The following is a 16,130-nucleotide window of genomic DNA, read 5'->3' on the forward strand; positions in this document are numbered from 1 at the left end:
GCACAAGGGTGCGGGGCGGCGAAATTGATTATCGTATCCTTTTCAGTTAAGATCTCCGGATAAAAGCAAGAACAACATATTTACAGGTTAACGGTATAGAAATGCTACAAGAACTAAAACGCGCTTGGGAGGGCATGATCCTCCCCATCTGGCGCCGCCCGAAACGTATTCAGGTCGCCGCATTGTGCTACCGCGAAACACCCGATGGCAAAGAGGTGCTGATGATCACAAGTCGGGATACCGGCCGCTGGATCGTGCCGAAAGGCTGGCCGATCGATGGGCTGGACGGCGCTGGCGCTGCCCTGCGCGAAGCGTGGGAAGAAGCCGGCGTATCCAAGGCCGATATCGAGTCCGAGCCGATGGGGTATTACGATTACGACAAAGGCCTGTCCGAGGGTCTCACCACGCCCGTGATCGCTCAGGTCTATCTGACGCGTGTGCGCCACATCGAGGATGAATACCCCGAGGTCGACGTCCGCACGCGCCGCTGGATGCCCCCGAAAGAAGCAGCAGAACTGGTTGCAGAACCCGATCTTCGGGAAATCCTTCTGAAACTATAGCCGCTCTGCGGCCTTGCGTAACCTTTTTCGCTGTGCCACGAGCGCATGGTTCAAGAGAATGAGGCAGCAATGACCGACGGACCCAAAGGCCAACAGTGGAAAACACTGGATTCTGACCTGAACCGCATCTCGCGGGTGGAACAAGCAACGACGTATGTCGCGCGGCCTATGGTCGGACTTGGCATTGCGCTTGCCTTTATCGTCTTGGCGGCACTGGTCGCCGGCCTCTTCCTCGGTGCGCAACCGTCGAACTTTGTGGTGATCGCCGCGGCGGCCTTCGGGGCCTATATGGCTGTGAACATCGGTGCCAATGATGTGGCCAACAACATGGGCCCCGCCGTCGGTGCCAAAGCGCTAAGCATGGGCGGTGCGATTGTCATCGCTGCGATCTGCGAAAGCGCGGGTGCATTGCTGGCGGGCGGCGACGTTGTATCGACCATCTCGAAGGGGATCATCGATCCCGCGTCGGTCGCAGATTCTCAAGTGTTCATCTGGGCGATGATGGCCGCGCTGATTTCATCCGCGCTTTGGGTCAACCTGGCGACATGGGTGGGCGCGCCTGTATCGACCACACACTCTGTCGTGGGGGGGGTTATGGGCGCGGGCATCGCGGCTGCGGGGATGGCAGCCGTCAACTGGCCTTCCATGAGCATGATCGCCGCCAGCTGGATCATCTCGCCCGTGCTAGGTGGCGCTGTCGCGGCGATGTTCCTCGCGCTGATCAAGTCGCAAATCCTATACCAAGAAGACAAGATCGCCGCGTCGCGCCGGTGGGTGCCGATCCTGATCGGGGTCATGTCCGGCGTTTTCGCCACTTATCTGGCCCTCAAAGGCCTTAAGAAGATCATCGAGATCAATATGGGCTCTGCCCTGCTGATCGGTCTGGCCTGCGGTGTTCTGGCCTATGCCATTTCCTACCCCGCGATCCGCCGCGCCTCCGAGGGGATGGAGAACCGCAACAAATCCGTCAAAGTGTTGTTCGGCCTGCCGCTGGTGTTCTCTGCCGCGCTGCTGAGCTTTGCGCATGGGGCCAATGATGTGGCCAACGCGGTCGGGCCACTTGCCGCGATCGTTCACGCCTCTGAATTTGGCGGCTTCGAGGCGAAGGTCTCTATCCCGATGTGGGTGATGGTGATCGGAGCCTTCGGGATCTCCTTTGGCCTTTTCCTGTTCGGACCCAAACTGATCCGCATGGTAGGCAGCCAGATCACCAAGCTGAACCCGATGCGCGCCTATTGCGTCGCCCTCTCGGCGGCGATCACTGTGATCATTGCCTCGTGGCTGGGCCTGCCCGTCAGCTCTACCCACATCGCTGTGGGGGGCGTTTTTGGCGTGGGCTTCTACCGCGAATGGCATATGGAGCGCCGCCTGCGCCGCCCCGGTGCCAAGGCCGGCCAAGTCAAACGCATCGCTGTAGAGGAACGCCGCCGCCGAAAACTCGTGCGCCGGTCGCACTTCATGACCATCGTCGCGGCCTGGGTCATCACCGTCCCTGCGGCAGCAACAATGTCAGCGATGATCTTTCTGGGTCTGAACGCGCTGGTCAACTAAGCGCCTTTGCGAATGGCCTTGCCGCCTAGCGAAAGTCCGAGGGGTCCATATCGGGCAACCCCGGACCGCGCGCCTGCGCCTCTTTCACCAGATCAGAGACCCGCCGACAAAGCGGCGTGGCGACACCTTCCTGCGCCCCCATCGCGATGATCCGCCCCTGAAGCGCGTCGATCTCGGTCGGTTTACCCGCCTCTAGGTCATAGGACATCGACGTCCGCGCCATCGGGTCAATCGTCAGCATCTTGGCCGCAACGCGCGAGAACAGCGGCGTCGGCAGGCGCAGCACCCAAGGGATCAGCCGCGCGGGCAATGGCGTGGAGGATGCAGGGTGGATGCCATGAGCCTTTAGCACGGCAAGCGCCTCGGCCATCTGGGCGGCCATCACGCGGCGCCAGCGCCGGTCAAGCAGTTGTTCTTGCAACGTCAACCCAGACAGGGCGTTCAGACCATTGTTCAGGTTCAGCAGCAGCTTGCCCCATTGTACACCATTAATCGCCCCCGTTCCGATCATGCGCAGTCCCGGCACCGACAGGTACCCCGACAGCGGCATCCGGCCTGTCTGGACAACAATATCGCCGCTTGTCGCACGGTGATACCGCCCGTCCCCATGGGGCACGACGTTGAACGGGACCATGCCAGCGCGCACATCATGCAGCGGCAGGGCCTCCCGCAGAAACTCTGCCGCGTCGAGACCGTTTTGCAGGCTAACAATGGTCGACAGCGCCGGCGTGTGCTGCGCCACCAGCCGCGCGATGTCGGCGGTGTCGTCGGTCTTGACCGTGACCAGCACGATCCCCGCCCCGGCAAGACAGGCAGGGTCCTGTGACAGGGTCAGACCTGCGGCAGGCACCTGTTGGTCGAGCCCGTCAAAACCCGTCAGCCGCAGACCATGCTTGCGGATCTGACCCGCCACGCCCGGGCGTACCAGCAGCGTTACGTCATGGCCGTGGGCGGCCAGCATGCCACCTACAAAGCAACCAATCGCCCCCGCACCTGCGACAACGATCGGCCGCCGGTCGCTCATTTCCCCAAGCACCAGCGCATGACGGATTTCTGCGCGTGCAGACGGTTTTCAGCCTCGTCAAAGATAACCGAGCTCGGGCCGTCCATGACAGAGCTTGTGACCTCGTCATCGCGGTGCGCTGGCAGACAGTGCATGAACAGCGCGTCGGGCTTTGCTTTGGCCATCAGCGCGTCATTCACCTGATAGCCGCGCAGCTGGTTGTGTCGACGTTCGCGCGCCGATTGGGGGTCATGCATCGACACCCACGTGTCCGTGACCACCAGATCAGCGCCCTCGACCGCTTTGTTCGGGTCACGTTCGGTGGTGTAAAGGCCATTCAGCGCGCCCTCGGGGCCCAGCGTTTGCGGGCCGGTGAAGACCAGTTCAAAGTCGAACGCCTTGGCGGCATGGGCGAAGCTGGCAAAGACGTTATTGCCGTCACCGGACCAGACAACTTTTTTGCCTTTGATCGGGCCGTTATGTTCTTCGAAGGTCATAATATCGGCCATGATCTGGCACGGATGCGTGCGGTTGGTCAGACCGTTGATCACCGGCACAGAGGCGTATTCCGCCATTTCCAGCAGGGTCGCCTCTTCAAAGGTGCGAATCATGATCAGATCAACATAGCGGCTGAGCACGCGTGCCGTATCGGCGATGGTCTCGCCGTGGCCCAGCTGCATATCCGCGCCGGATAGCACCATCGTCTGCCCGCCCATCTGACGCACGCCCACGTCAAAGCTGACCCGTGTCCGTGTCGAGGGTTTTTCGAAGATCAACGCGACCATGTGATCCTTGAGCGGCTGGTCATCATCCGGTGCACCGCGCGGACGACCCAGGCGGGACGCTTTCATCGTGGCGGCGTTGTCGATGATGCTGCGCAGATCAGCCGGGTCGGTTTGGTGAATGTCGAGAAAATGTTTCATAGGTATTCTTTAATTTTTTGGGAAGTTAGGGGGGCCAGCCCCCCCGGCCCCCCGGAGTTTAAAAGGCAAAATGAAGGTTAGCCGGCAGCAAGGCTGCTGGCGGCCTGATCAAGGCGGGAGACGGCCTCTGCGATGTCTTCATCGGTGATATTGAGAGGGGGCAGTAAGCGGATCACGTTGTCCGCCGCCGGTACAGTGATGACTTCGTGGCGGTAGCCCGCCGCGACAACGTCGCTGTTGGTGGCGATGCATTTCAGGCCCAGCATCAGCCCGCTCCCGCGCACGCTTTCGAAAACATCGGGATGGCTGGCGACCAACCCTTCAAGCTTTTGCCGCATCAGGCCGGCCTTGCGGTTCACATCGTCAAGAAAGGCGTCTGTGCCGATGATGTTGACCACCGCATTGCCCACGGCACAGCCCAGCGGGTTGCCACCATAGGTCGACCCGTGGGTGCCCGCCGTCATGCCAGAGGCTGCGGTTTCTGTGGCCAGCACCGCGCCCAGAGGGAAGCCGCCGCCGATGCCTTTGGCGACCATCATGATGTCGGGTGTGACCCCTGCCCATTCGTGAGCGAACATCTTGCCAGTCCGGCCCACGCCGCATTGTACCTCATCAAAGATCAGCAACAGACCGTTTGCTTCGCACAGCGCGCGCATCTGCTTGAGATCAGCATCGGGAACCGGACGGATACCGCCCTCGCCCTGAACCGGTTCGATCATTATGGCGGCTGTGGTATCGGTGATCGCCGCGCCAAGCGCCTCCATATCCCCAAATTCGATATGTTTGAAACCGGGGAGCAGCGGCCCGAAGCCTTTGGTCATTTTCTCGGATCCTGCCGCCGCGATCCCGGCAGATGACCGCCCGTGGAACGAGCCCGAGAAGGTGATGATCTCGGTGCGTTCAGGCTGGTCCTTGTCGTAGAAATACTTGCGCGCCATCTTGACCGCCAGCTCGCAGGCCTCGGTGCCGGAGTTGGTGAAAAACACCGTATCGGCAAAGCTGAGCGTGACCAGCCGGTCGGCCAGTTCCTGTTGCTGGGGGATCTCGTAGAGGTTCGAGGTATGCCAAAGCTGCCCCGCCTGTTCGGTCAGCGCCGCCACCAGCGCGGGGTGCGCATGGCCAAGCGCGTTCACCGCGATGCCTGCGCCCAGATCCAGAAATCGGCGACCGTCCTGTTCAATCAACCACGAGCCTTCGCCTTTGACAAAGCTCAGGGGGGCACGGGAATAGGTCGGCAGAACAGATGGGAACATCAGGATCATCCTTATAGGTTGGCCGCATCAAAGGCACAAAAGGCCATGAGTGACGGAGAGGGTCAATATGATTTGAAGGGGAGCGACGCACTTTATGTCGCAAATGATCAAAGCCGCGCCCCGTGTCGGGGGCCGGTGCCGCCAATTAGCCTTGGCGTCGTCGTAAAGAAGATGTTGAACGGTTGATCATGTCATTTGCATAGGCAGATTTTTACATCTTGCAAAGCAAAAACATGCCCGTGATGGCCGCAAACCGTGGCGCGGGCTGTGCTGCAGGTCTTTTGCTGTGGTTTTAAAGGAGCGTTTGCCGCCGCTGCCGCCCCAATTGCCCGTTCCCGCCTTGCACCCAAGCTGTCAGTGATTAGTATAGGGACTTGAGATTTTTCCAAGGCGGTCCTGAGAAGGGCCGCTTGTTAGCTAAGGACGCCAAATGTCTTGGACCGATGACCGCGTAGAGATCCTGAAGAAAATGTGGGGCGAGGGCCAATCCGCAAGCCAGATTGCAAAGGAGTTGGGCGGCGTGACCCGCAATGCCGTAATCGGCAAGGTGCATCGTTTGGGCCTGTCTAACCGGACCGCAACCGCTGCGCCCGCGGCCGCCCCTGCTACCGCCGCAAAGCCCGAAGCCAAGGCCAAGCCAGCAGCCAAACCTGCTGCCGCTAAGCCAAAGGCAGAACCTGCCCCTGAAGCGGCAGAGCCCGAAGCAGTAGAGGCCGTTCCAGCAGTCCGCCCCAACCTGCCCGCGCGTGCCAAGATCATTCCCGCAGGCCAGCCCTTGCCGCCGCAGCCTTCCGCGAACGAGATCAGCCCCGAAGCGCTTGCCAAAGTAAGCGAGGTCGAGAAAAAGTCGAAGAAGATCGGCCTGATGGACCTGACGGAGCGGACCTGCAAATGGCCCGTCGGCGACCCTGCAACGGATGATTTCTGGTTCTGCGGCCTGCCTGTGCAGCAAGGCAAGCCCTATTGCGAGGCCCACGTCGGCGTGGCCTTCCAACCGATGAGCGCACGGCGCGACCGCCGCCGCTAAGCCGCCAGTAAGCCGCCGCGGACAAGCAGAGCAACGGAAGGCCAGACAGCGATGTCTGGCCTTTTTCGCATCAACGCGTCGGCGCAGTGGGCGGATCATCCCTGCCCGGCTCTGCCGGATTATCAGAGAACAAGGCGATCTTGTTGCCTTGGGGGTCACGCAGGTAGCTGACGTAGAAGCGCGGACCATAGGTGGCGCGAAACCCCGGCTGGCCCTCATCGCTGCCGCCAGCGGCCAGCGCTGCGGCGTGTAACACGCGCACCTGCGCCTGGCTGGTTGCTTCGAACGCGATCATGGACCCGTTGCCAGCAGAAGCCGGCGCGCCATTATAGGTCGGTTTGACGTAGAAATCTGGCATGGCCGCGGGCTGCCCCGCAGCCTGCGACAGCACAAAGCTCAAGCCCTCGGGACCTTCGGTCAGCGCATAGCCCAAGGCTGGCAGGAAAGCGGTATAGAAGCGTTTGGCATGTGCTAGGTCGTCGGCCCCGACGGTGACATAAGCGATCATAGCCCCCTACCCCGCTGCGGTCTTGCCCCGACGGTCCCCGCGCAGCTGCGCATAAAGCACATGGGTCCGCCAGCGCCCGTCGATTTGCAGATAGCTTTGCGCGACACCTTCGTATTTAAAACCGGTCTTTTCCAGCAACCCGCGCGAGGCGATGTTCTCGGGCAGGCAGGCGGCCTCGACCCGGCTGATGTCCAGACGGGTGAACGCGTGATGCACGGACGCCTCTATAGCTTCGCGCATATAGCCACGGCGGGCGAATTGTTCGCCGGTCCAATACCCCAATGTCCCCGCCTGCGCCGGACCCCGGCGAATGTTATCAAGCGTGATCGCACCGATCAGCATGTTGTCTTTGCGCCGGATCAGGAACAACGGCAGCGCCGTGCCCGCAGAGACAGACCGGTTGGCCCAGTACACACGATTGGTAAACGCCTTGCGCGACAGGTGGTCTGGTGCCCAAGACGGCTCCCACGGTGAAAGATAGGTGCTGCTGTCCGACCGCAAGGTTGCCCAAGGGCGGAAGTCAGCATGCACCGGCGGGCGCAACGTCAGCCTTTCGGTTTCAATGGCCAGCTTTCGTTTCAGCAGTTGCATCAGGCAGCGCGACGCTCCTGCAGCTCTTCCAAAGTGGGGGCCCCATCCACCGGACCATAAAGCGCCAGAGCGGCAGGTGCGCTTGCAGCCATGTTCTGGGCAAAATCACGCACGTCACCGGTGGTCACGGCATCAATCTGTGCGATGGTTTCTTCCAGCGGAGGCACGCGGTCCCAAATCTGGATCAGGCGCGCCAGTCGTTCGGCACGGTTTGACGGGCTTTCCAGCCCCATCAGCAGCCCTGCTTTCATCTGTGCCCGTGCCCGCGCGACCTCGGCTGGGGACATGTCAGAGGCAGCACGCTTCATCTCGTCAATAGTGATGCCGGCCAGTTCGGGTAGCTGTTCGCCACTTGTGCCGGCATAGACCGTCATCATGCCTGTATCGGCATAGGCCCCTGCCTGCGCAAAAATCGTATAGCATAGCCCGCGATTCTCGCGGACCTCTTGGAACAGGCGGCTCGACATGCCGCCCCCGAGCGCGGAGGCATAGATTTGCGCGACATAGATATCATCAGCGCGGTAGCCGGGGGCCTCGAAACCGAGGGCGAAATGCGCTTGCTCTAGCGGTTTCAACTGGCGCACTTCGCCGCCGCTGAACTTGGCCGCGTCGACGTCGAACAAGGGTTTGGGTGGCATATCACCAAACAGCTGTTCGGCCAGACGCACGATCTCATCATGATCGACGGCACCGGCTGCGGCGAGGATCATCTGGTCGGGACCGTAGTGCTGGCTGATAAAGCCTGACAGGTCCTCGCGGGTGAAGTTCGACACGCGCTCGGACGGGCCAAGAATGGTGCGTCCGATGGGCTGGTTGGGATAGGCCTTTTCCTGCAACCAATCGAAAATCACGTCGTCCGGCGTGTCTAGCGCTTGGCCGATCTCTTGCAGGATCACGCCGCGCTCTACCTCTATCTCACCGTTATCAAGCACCGGATTGCGCAGGATATCCGCGATCACATCCAGCCCCAGCGACACGTCGTTTTCCAGCACGCGCACGTAGTACGCCGTCACTTCACGCGAGGTATAGGCGTTGATATAGCCGCCCACATCCTCGATCGCTTCGGCGATCTGCAACGACGTTCGCTTGGCCGTGCCTTTGAATGCCATATGCTCAAGAAAATGCGCGATCCCGTTTTGCGTGGCCGTTTCATGCCGCGCACCCGCCGAGACCCAAACCCCGATAGACGCCGACGCGAGCCCCGGCATATGTTCGGTTACAATGCGAAAGCCGTTGGACAGGCGGTGTTGTTGCAAGCTCACTGAGCAATGCCCCCTTTGATAATGTCTTTGAGCGCCTCAAGATCGTTCGGCACGCGGGTTACGCGTTCTTCGCGGTCAAACAGATCAGCCATGTGTTCCGGCAGCGGCGGGCGCACCCCAGTGGCGGCTTCGACGGCATCGGGGAACTTGGCCGGATGCGCAGTGGCCAGCGTGATCATCGGCGTCGCGGGATCGCGCAATGCGGCCCCCACGCGCACACCGATGGCGGAATGCGGACACAGCAGCTCGTTTGTGTCGGCGTACAAAGCCTTGATCGTTTCGCTGGTTTCGTCTTCGGAAACGCGGCCCGATTTATAGGTGTTCTGTAGATCGCGCAGGGCGTTGTCGCCGACGTCAAACCCGCCCTTGGCCAGATCGTCCATCAGGGTGTTGATTGCGTCACTGTCCTGCCCATAGGCAAAATACAACGCGCGCTCAAAGTTTGAGCTCACCTGAATATCCATCGACGGGCTGATCGAGGCATGAACCTCGCCCTTCTGGTATCCACCCGTGGTCAGGCAGCGGTGCAGAATATCGTTCTGGTTTGTGGCGACAACCAGATCAGCAATCGGCAGGCCCATTTCACGCGCGATATAGCCCGCGAAGATATCGCCAAAGTTGCCCGTAGGCACGGTAAAGCTGACTTTGCGGTCCAGCGCGCCCATGGCGAGACCTGCAGTAAAGTAATAGACAACCTGCGCCAGCACGCGGCCCCAGTTGATGCTGTTGACCCCTGCCAGTTGCACCCCGTCGCGGAAGGTGTGGTCGTTGAACATATCCTTCAGGCGCGCCTGACAATCGTCGAAGTCCCCATCCAGCGCCAGCGCGTGAACGTTGCTTTCTGAAGGCGTGGTCATCTGGCGCCGCTGCACTTCGGACACCCGGCCATGGGGGAAGAGGATAAATACATCGACGTTGTCCAGCCCGCGAAACGCCTCGATTGCGGCCGATCCGGTATCGCCGGACGTCGCACCGACGATGGTCACCCGTTCGCCCTTGCGAGATAGCACGGCCTGGAACATGTGGCCGATCAGCTGCATGGCGAAATCCTTGAACGCCAGCGTGGGGCCGTGGAACAGCTCTAGCAAGAAGTGGCCCTGTTCAAGCTGTACCAATGGGGCGCGAACGGTGTGGTTGAACCCGGCATAGGCCTTGGTGATCAGCGCCATGAATTCCTCGTCACTGAACGTGTCACCAACAAAGGGTTTCATCACGCGAAAGGCGACATCCTCGTAGGACATCGTGGCCATCTCGCGCAGGTCATCGGTGCTGAGTGTCGGGATCGTTTCGGGCACATACAGACCGCCGTCGCGGGCAAGGCCGGTCAGCAGCGCCTCTTCGAACGACAAAACGGGGGCGGAACCACGGGTAGAGACATAACGCATAGGGTTGGTCAGCTTTCGGTTTTGGGTGCGCGGCGGCGGCGCAGGAAGAAAAGGCTCATCCCAAGCCAGATCGCGGCAAGAGAGAACCAAGTGATCGCATATTGCAAGTGATCGTTGGGAATTCGGGCGGTATCGACGGGCAACGGGCTGATCCCCGCTGCCGGCGGGGTGCTGCTGCGTGTGACCAGCAGCACAGGCTGCGTCCCAAGTGTTCGGGCCATGGCTGGCACATCGCGGGCAAACCAGATGTTCCCCTTCAGGTCGGCCTCGGGGGTGAAGCTATCGGTTTCCTGCGGCCATTGCAGATTGCCCGTGACGGTTGCGGGGCCATCGGAGCGGGCGGCGTCCTTGGCGCTGGCCACCGCGAAACCGCGATCCACCATGATCCGGCGACCATCCTCAAGCACGAAGGGTGTGATGATCCGGTAGCCTGCACCGACGTCCTTTTGGGACACGAGCACATGCACCTCGCCCTGTTCGAACGTGCCCGACACGGTAACGGGCAGATAGGCGTCAAGGTCGCGGTTCACCGACGCAGGCAAGTCGACCGGTGCGGCAGCAATGCGGGTGTTGATGTCGGCGATTATCGCTTCTTTCCAGGCTAGCCGCTGAATCTGCCAAACGCCCAGCCATATCAGGATAGCAGCCCCGCCAAGGCCGACAATCAGCAGGAATAGCGTGCGACGCATAAAGCTCTCTTGAGGTTGGCACCCGTGGACAGGTGGCGGCAATGCAAAGGCGCGCAAGGTCCCCCTCGCGCGCCTGTTGCTTTTAGTGATTGCGGCCCGATTTGCAAGCCGACTGCGGGCTTAGATGCCCCACATGTAGACGGCGAAGAAAAGGAACAGCCAGACCACATCCACAAAGTGCCAGTACCAGGCTGCGGCCTCAAAGCCGACGTGCTGCTCTTGGGTAAAGTGCCCTTTGATCGCGCGGACCAGACAAACCGCCAAGAAGATCGTACCGATTGCAACGTGGAAACCGTGGAAGCCCGTCGCCATAAAGAAGCTGGAGAAGAACAGGTCGCCCCCGAAAGTCCAATCGTCGTGGACCAGCAGTTCGTAATACTCATAGGCTTGGAACGCGGTGAACAGCATGCCCAAAACGATCGCGATGGACAGGCCGGCGATCAGGTCTTTGCGGTTGTTCTCGTGGACCAGCGCGTGGTGCGCCCAAGTCACGGCACAGCCCGACAGCAGCAGGATCAGCGTGTTGATCAGCGGCAAGTGGAAGGCGTCAACGGGAATGATATCCGGCTGCACATAGGTGGAGCCTGGGAATTCATCCATCGGGTAGAGGGCTTCTTTGAAGAAGGTCCAGAACCACGCGACAAAGAACATTACTTCGGACATGATAAACAGGATGAAACCATAGCGCAGACCGATGCGCACAACGTTGGTGTGATCACCGACGTGGCTTTCAGCAACAACCTCGGACCACCATCCGAACATGCAATACAGCACGGCAACCAGACCACCCAAGAAGACGAAGGGGGTTACATCGTGCATCCAGAAAACACCACCAACCAGCATGACGCAGCCGGCAATGGAGCTGAGCAGTGGCCATGTGGACGGCGGCAGAATGTGGTAATCATGGTTCTTTTCATGGGCCATTGGTTCAGTCCCTCACCTTTTTCTTAATTCAGGTTTATCGCGCTGTCCTGATCGGGGGCTTCATAGTCCTCGGGCAGGTCAATTTCATAGAACGTATAAGACAGTGTGATCGTATGTACATACTTGCCATCACGGTCTTCGACGATTTCGGGGTCAACAAAGAAGCTGACGGGCATTTGAACACGCTCACCGGGGGCGAGCACCTGTTCAGTAAAGCAGAAGCATTCGATCTTTTCAAAAAACGCCCCGGCGGCATAGGGCGTAACATTATAAGACGCCTGCCCCGCAACTGGGTGATCGGTGGGGTTATAAGCCTCGTAGAAGGCTAGCCCTGTCTCGCCGATGCGCAGCGTCATCTCGGTTGCAACAGGTTTGAATTCCCACGGCATATTGTCGTTCAGGCTACCGTCAAAGCGTACGGTGATCGTCTGGTCAAGAACGCCACCTTCTGCGCTTGCAACCTGCCCCGGCGTCCCGCCAAAGCCGGTGACGCGGCAGAACCAGTCGTAAAACGGAACAGACGCCCACGCGAGGCCGCCCATCAGAACCACAACAGTGACGGTCTGCATGACAGTCTTGGCGGGTCCGGACAAAGCCATCAGTTGCTCTCCTGCGTTTGGATGTCCCCACCCGGCAGATCGTTGAAATCGATGTTGGTGATTTTAACGAAAGTCAGCGCCATGACCAGTACAACAAAGCCAGCCAAAAGCAGACCAACGCCCAGATTGCGCCCGCGACGACGGGTGTGAATTTCGTGTTCTGCGCGAATGCCCATTACCAGCCTCCCATGCCATAGCCGCGCAGGGTCGCCTCTGCGAGAATGGCCCCGAAGTGCAGGAAAAGATACCACAGGGACAGACGGAAGAACTTGCGCTCTACGCGGAAATCATCAGCTTCGCTGTCATCTTCGTCACGCTTCCAGATACGGAACGCGCCAATCAGGAACAGCAGGTTCAAAACGCCGGCGGTGACCAGATAGATCGGCCCACCGATCGAGGTGAAGCCGGTGCCGACAGCCAGAATGACCAACAAAACAGTGTACGCCAGAATGTGACGACGGGTAGAGCGACGCCCGTGCGTCACGGTCAGCATCGGCACTTTTGCATCGTCATAGTCATTGCGCATGAACAGCGCCAAAGCCCAGAAGTGCGGCGGCGTCCACATGAAGATCAGCGCGAACATCAGCCATGCTTCGACAGAGAAGCTACCGGTGGCGATGATCCAGCCGATCACAGGCGGGAACGCACCTGCAGCGCCGCCGATAACGATGTTCTGCGGTGTCGCGCGCTTGAGCCACATGGAATAGAAAACAGCGTAGAAGAGGATCGTGAACAGCAGCATGCCTGCGGCCAGCAGGTTTGCGGCCAGCCCGAGCATCACAACCGACATCCCCGACAGCGCGACGCCAATCGCCAACGCTTCGCCCGGCTGGACGCGGCCCGACGGGATCGGGCGGCCTTGGGTCCGGCGCATGATCGCGTCGATGTCAGCGTCCCACCACATGTTCAGCGCACCAGAGGCCCCTGCCCCGATAGCGACGAACAGGATAGACGCAAAGCCAACAACCGGATGAACAGAATTCGGCGCGGCCAACATGCCGACAAGCGCGGTGAAAACCACCAACTGCATGACGCGCGGCTTCATCAGGGCAAAGTAATCCCCGAACTGCGCTTCGTACTCGCCCGCAGGTGTCGTGCTGGTATCAGTCATGCGATCTCTCATACAAAAGGAACCCGGGGCGCGCACGTCGCGCACCCCGCATCAGCAATTGTGCCTTACTTGGACGCAACGGTCAGAGCTTGCGGAATGCCCGCATACTCTTCTTTCGCGTTACCCAGCCACTGTGCGTAAACCTCTTCCGAGACGACTTTCACAGTGATCGGCATATAGGCGTGGGCGTTGCCGCACAATTCGGAGCACTGGCCAAAGTACACGCCTTCTTTCTCGGCGGTGAACCATGTTTCCGCCAGACGGCCAGGTACAGCGTCTTGCTTTACGCCGAAGGCAGGCATTGCCCACGAATGGATCACGTCGGAGCCGGTGACCTGAACCACGATCGTTTTGCCCACGGGGATCACGACAGCGGTATCGGTCGCCAGCAGGAACTGCCGCTCGGTATAGCCGGCGGCTTCGAGCTGGGCGATGACCTCGGGTGTTTTGCGGTTTTCACCACCAACAGCAGGCGCACCGATCATGTAGCTGTCAAAGCCAAAGCCTTCGTCGACATAATCATAGGACCAGTACCACTGGTTGCCCGTCGCCTTGATCGTCAGATCAGCTTGGGGAATTTCCTGTTGGCGGAACAGGATTGGCAGCGAATAGGCCCCGATCAGTACCAGAATCAGGATAGGTGCAACGGTCCAAAGGATCTCGACCGGCGTGTGGTGCGTAAAGGAAGCGGCAACAGGGTTGCGCTTCTTATTGTAGCGGAACGCCACCCAAAGGATCAAACCGGTGACGAAGATGGTGATCAAGGTGATGATGATCAGGATAAGATAGTCCAGATCGTGGATGTCTTGCGCCACGCGGGTGACGGCTGGCTGAAAGCCCATCTTGCCGTCAATCGGCTCACCAATGATTTCCAGCCCGTCGATGCGAAGGTTTTCCTGCGCCATTGCTGGCACGGCGGAAAAAGCGGCCATGAGACCCGAAAAAGAGAGAAGATGTTTCATATGTCGTCCTGATCTTGTGACCATTGATAAGCGAATCCCAGCACCACCCCGCAAATGGAGTCAGCTGTCCCGTTGTAATCTTTACGCTTACAATCATATTCTAACTTCAAGATAAAGACTTCTGCTTGCGTCAAACGGACGCGAAGCGATTTTTATGACACGATTCAAGGAACATTTTTATGAGCCAGCCGCCTTTCAACCCCTTTGAGGCGCAGCTTGACCGTGACGCCGCACTGTCCATCCTGCGTGACGCTGTTGCAGGTGCCGATGACGGGGAACTGTTTTTCGAGCGCCGCCGCTCCGAAGGGTTGGTGTTTGACGACGGACGCCTGAAAACAGCGAGCTACGACGCTTCCGAAGGGTTCGGGCTGCGCGCCGTGCGCGGTGATGTGTCTGGGTACGCCCACTCGACCGAGATCACAGAGGCCGCTTTGCGCCGCGCAAGCGAGACGGCGCGGCTGGCCGTGGGTGCGGGCGGTGGCACTTGGGCGGATGCGCCTGCTGCGACCAATCAAAAGCTTTATACCGACGAAGATCCGATCGCTGGCGCGGCCTTCCCCGTCAAGGTCGACACCCTGCGCGAGATCGATGATTTCGCCCGCAGTCTGGATTCCCGTGTCGTGCAGGTCTCTGCCTCGATCTCTGCCTCCATTCAAGAAGTCGAGATACTGCGCCCCGAAGGAACATCCGTCCGCGATGTGCGCCCCATGACGCGGGTCAACGTGTCGGTGATCGTAGAACAAGACGGACGCCGCGAAAGCGGAACCGCGGGCGGCGGTGGCCGTGTTGGGCTGGACGGGCTGCTGGACCCCGTCGACTGGCAAGCCAAAATCCGCGAGGCTTTGCGCATCGCCTGCGTGAACCTGCGCGCCGTGCCTGCTCCTGCGGGGATGATGGATGTGGTGCTTGGCCCCGGCTGGCCCGGTATCTTGCTGCACGAGGCCATTGGTCACGGGCTGGAAGGCGACTTTAACCGCAAGGGATCAAGCGCGTTTGCAGGCCTCATGGGGCAGCGCATCGCGGCCAAAGGTGTGACGGTGCTGGATGACGGCACGCTGCCTGATCGGCGCGGGTCTATCTCTATTGATGACGAAGGCACGCCCTCGGCCAAGAATGTGCTGATCGAGGACGGCGTGCTGGTCGGCTATATGCAGGACCGGCAGAACGCGCGCCTGATGGGCGTTGCCCCGACCGGCAATGGCCGTCGCGAATCCTATGCACACGCTCCGATGCCGCGCATGACCAATACCTATATGCTGGGTGGCGACGTAGCCCCCGGTGATATCGTCGCCGATCTGAAGGACGGCATCTATGCGGTCGGCTTCGGCGGCGGGCAGGTGGATATCACCAATGGCAAGTTCGTGTTCTCCTGCACCGAAGCCTACCGTGTGCGCAACGGGGTGGTGGGCGATCCGGTCAAAGGGGCCACTCTGATCGGCGACGGGGCCACCGCGCTGCAACAGATCCGCGCCATCGGCAATGATCCCGCGCTGGATCCCGGCATGGGCAATTGCGGCAAAGCGGGCCAATGGGTGCCCGTTGGTGTTGGACAGCCGACATTAATGATCGGCGGGTTGACCGTCGGCGGTGCCGCCGCCGCATAATGGGCTAAGGGGCAACCGGATGGGCGGGGGTGACGCGCTCCATCCGGTTGATCCAACATGGCCGTGAAATCAGCGGCGTGAGATCAGGGGCGTGAAGGTCCACAAACTCTATTCAAGTCAAATTAGTTCGACGCCGTTCATACTCTGTTAAGCTGCTTTCCCTAAAGCTGGTGGAGCA

Annotated in this window: 17 protein-coding genes; 4 read left to right on the forward strand and 13 right to left on the reverse strand. The window is 60.2% G+C overall.

The annotated features are described in order from the left end of the window. Nucleotides 1-101 precede the first annotated feature (101 nt). Nucleotides 102-560, forward strand: coding sequence for an NUDIX hydrolase (locus GLP52_RS09340; RefSeq protein WP_093733345.1), 459 nt, complete (start codon nt 102-104; stop codon nt 558-560). A gap of 69 nt (nt 561-629) precedes the next feature. After that, on the forward strand, nt 630-2,111 hold the full coding sequence (locus tag GLP52_RS09345) for an inorganic phosphate transporter (RefSeq protein ID WP_237272247.1): 1,482 nt from the start codon (nt 630-632) through the stop codon (nt 2,109-2,111). Nucleotides 2,112-2,136: 25 nt separating this feature from the next. Here the strand turns inward: GLP52_RS09345 and GLP52_RS09350 are convergent, their stop codons facing one another. The 3 genes from GLP52_RS09350 to GLP52_RS09360 form a co-directional block, all read right to left on the reverse strand. Then, a complete protein-coding gene (locus tag GLP52_RS09350; RefSeq protein ID WP_237272248.1) occupies nt 2,137-3,135 on the reverse strand; it encodes a 2-dehydropantoate 2-reductase in 999 nt (332 codons plus the stop codon). Continuing rightward, entirely contained in the window at nt 3,132-4,037 is a 906-nt protein-coding gene (gene argF, locus GLP52_RS09355; protein ID WP_237272249.1) for an ornithine carbamoyltransferase, read from the reverse strand. The genes GLP52_RS09350 and argF overlap by 4 nt, the downstream gene beginning before the upstream one ends. Nucleotides 4,038-4,114: 77 nt before the next feature. Next, nucleotides 4,115-5,290, reverse strand: coding sequence for an aspartate aminotransferase family protein (locus GLP52_RS09360; protein ID WP_237272250.1), 1,176 nt, complete (start codon nt 5,288-5,290; stop codon nt 4,115-4,117). 430 nt (nt 5,291-5,720) lie between these two features. Here GLP52_RS09360 and GLP52_RS09365 point away from each other — a divergent pair, with 430 nt between their 5' ends. Further along, the gene (locus GLP52_RS09365) at nt 5,721-6,317 is read left to right on the forward strand and encodes a GcrA family cell cycle regulator (protein ID WP_093733350.1); all 597 of its coding nucleotides are present in this window, start codon (nt 5,721-5,723) and stop codon (nt 6,315-6,317) included. Nucleotides 6,318-6,387: 70 nt separating this feature from the next. Here GLP52_RS09365 and GLP52_RS09370 read toward each other — a convergent pair whose 3' ends face one another. The 10 genes from GLP52_RS09370 to coxB form a co-directional block, all read right to left on the reverse strand. Continuing rightward, a complete protein-coding gene (locus tag GLP52_RS09370) occupies nt 6,388-6,825 on the reverse strand; it encodes a VOC family protein (protein WP_093733351.1) in 438 nt (145 codons plus the stop codon). 6 nt (nt 6,826-6,831) lie between these two features. Beyond that, nucleotides 6,832-7,416 carry a GNAT family N-acetyltransferase gene (locus GLP52_RS09375; RefSeq protein ID WP_093733352.1) on the reverse strand — a complete coding sequence of 195 codons (585 nt, stop codon included), beginning with the start codon at nt 7,414-7,416 and terminating at the stop codon, nt 6,832-6,834. Continuing rightward, nucleotides 7,416-8,678, reverse strand: coding sequence for a M16 family metallopeptidase (locus GLP52_RS09380; protein WP_093733353.1), 1,263 nt, complete (start codon nt 8,676-8,678; stop codon nt 7,416-7,418). Before GLP52_RS09380 ends, GLP52_RS09375 begins: the two co-directional genes overlap by 1 nt. Beyond that, nucleotides 8,675-10,063: a threonine synthase gene (gene thrC, locus GLP52_RS09385; RefSeq protein ID WP_237272251.1), complete on the reverse strand. Its 1,389-nt coding sequence runs from the start codon at nt 10,061-10,063 to the stop codon at nt 8,675-8,677. Before thrC ends, GLP52_RS09380 begins: the two co-directional genes overlap by 4 nt. A gap of 8 nt (nt 10,064-10,071) precedes the next feature. Then, nucleotides 10,072-10,752: an SURF1 family protein gene (locus GLP52_RS09390; protein ID WP_237272252.1), complete on the reverse strand. Its 681-nt coding sequence runs from the start codon at nt 10,750-10,752 to the stop codon at nt 10,072-10,074. Nucleotides 10,753-10,872: 120 nt separating this feature from the next. After that, entirely contained in the window at nt 10,873-11,676 is an 804-nt protein-coding gene (locus GLP52_RS09395) for a cytochrome c oxidase subunit 3 (protein ID WP_093733356.1), read from the reverse strand. 23 nt (nt 11,677-11,699) lie between these two features. Beyond that, the gene (locus tag GLP52_RS09400; RefSeq protein ID WP_093733357.1) at nt 11,700-12,275 is read right to left on the reverse strand and encodes a cytochrome c oxidase assembly protein; all 576 of its coding nucleotides are present in this window, start codon (nt 12,273-12,275) and stop codon (nt 11,700-11,702) included. Next, nucleotides 12,275-12,451 carry a cytochrome C oxidase assembly protein gene (locus tag GLP52_RS09405; RefSeq protein ID WP_093733358.1) on the reverse strand — a complete coding sequence of 59 codons (177 nt, stop codon included), beginning with the start codon at nt 12,449-12,451 and terminating at the stop codon, nt 12,275-12,277. Before GLP52_RS09405 ends, GLP52_RS09400 begins: the two co-directional genes overlap by 1 nt. Next, nucleotides 12,451-13,386 (reverse strand): heme o synthase, encoded by a 936-nt coding sequence (gene cyoE, locus GLP52_RS09410; protein WP_093733359.1) that lies wholly within the window; start codon nt 13,384-13,386, stop codon nt 12,451-12,453. Before cyoE ends, GLP52_RS09405 begins: the two co-directional genes overlap by 1 nt. Before the next feature lie 65 nt (nt 13,387-13,451). After that, the gene (gene coxB / locus GLP52_RS09415) at nt 13,452-14,348 is read right to left on the reverse strand and encodes a cytochrome c oxidase subunit II (RefSeq protein WP_093733360.1); all 897 of its coding nucleotides are present in this window, start codon (nt 14,346-14,348) and stop codon (nt 13,452-13,454) included. Nucleotides 14,349-14,527: 179 nt separating this feature from the next. Here coxB and tldD point away from each other — a divergent pair, with 179 nt between their 5' ends. Further along, nucleotides 14,528-15,952, forward strand: coding sequence for a metalloprotease TldD (gene tldD, locus GLP52_RS09420; RefSeq protein WP_093733361.1), 1,425 nt, complete (start codon nt 14,528-14,530; stop codon nt 15,950-15,952). The last annotated feature ends 178 nt before the right edge of the window (nt 15,953-16,130 follow it).

Origin of the sequence: Sulfitobacter sp. M22, from assembly GCF_021736025.1 — a bacterium.
Classification (GTDB): Bacteria; Pseudomonadota; Alphaproteobacteria; order Rhodobacterales; family Rhodobacteraceae; genus Sulfitobacter; species Sulfitobacter litoralis.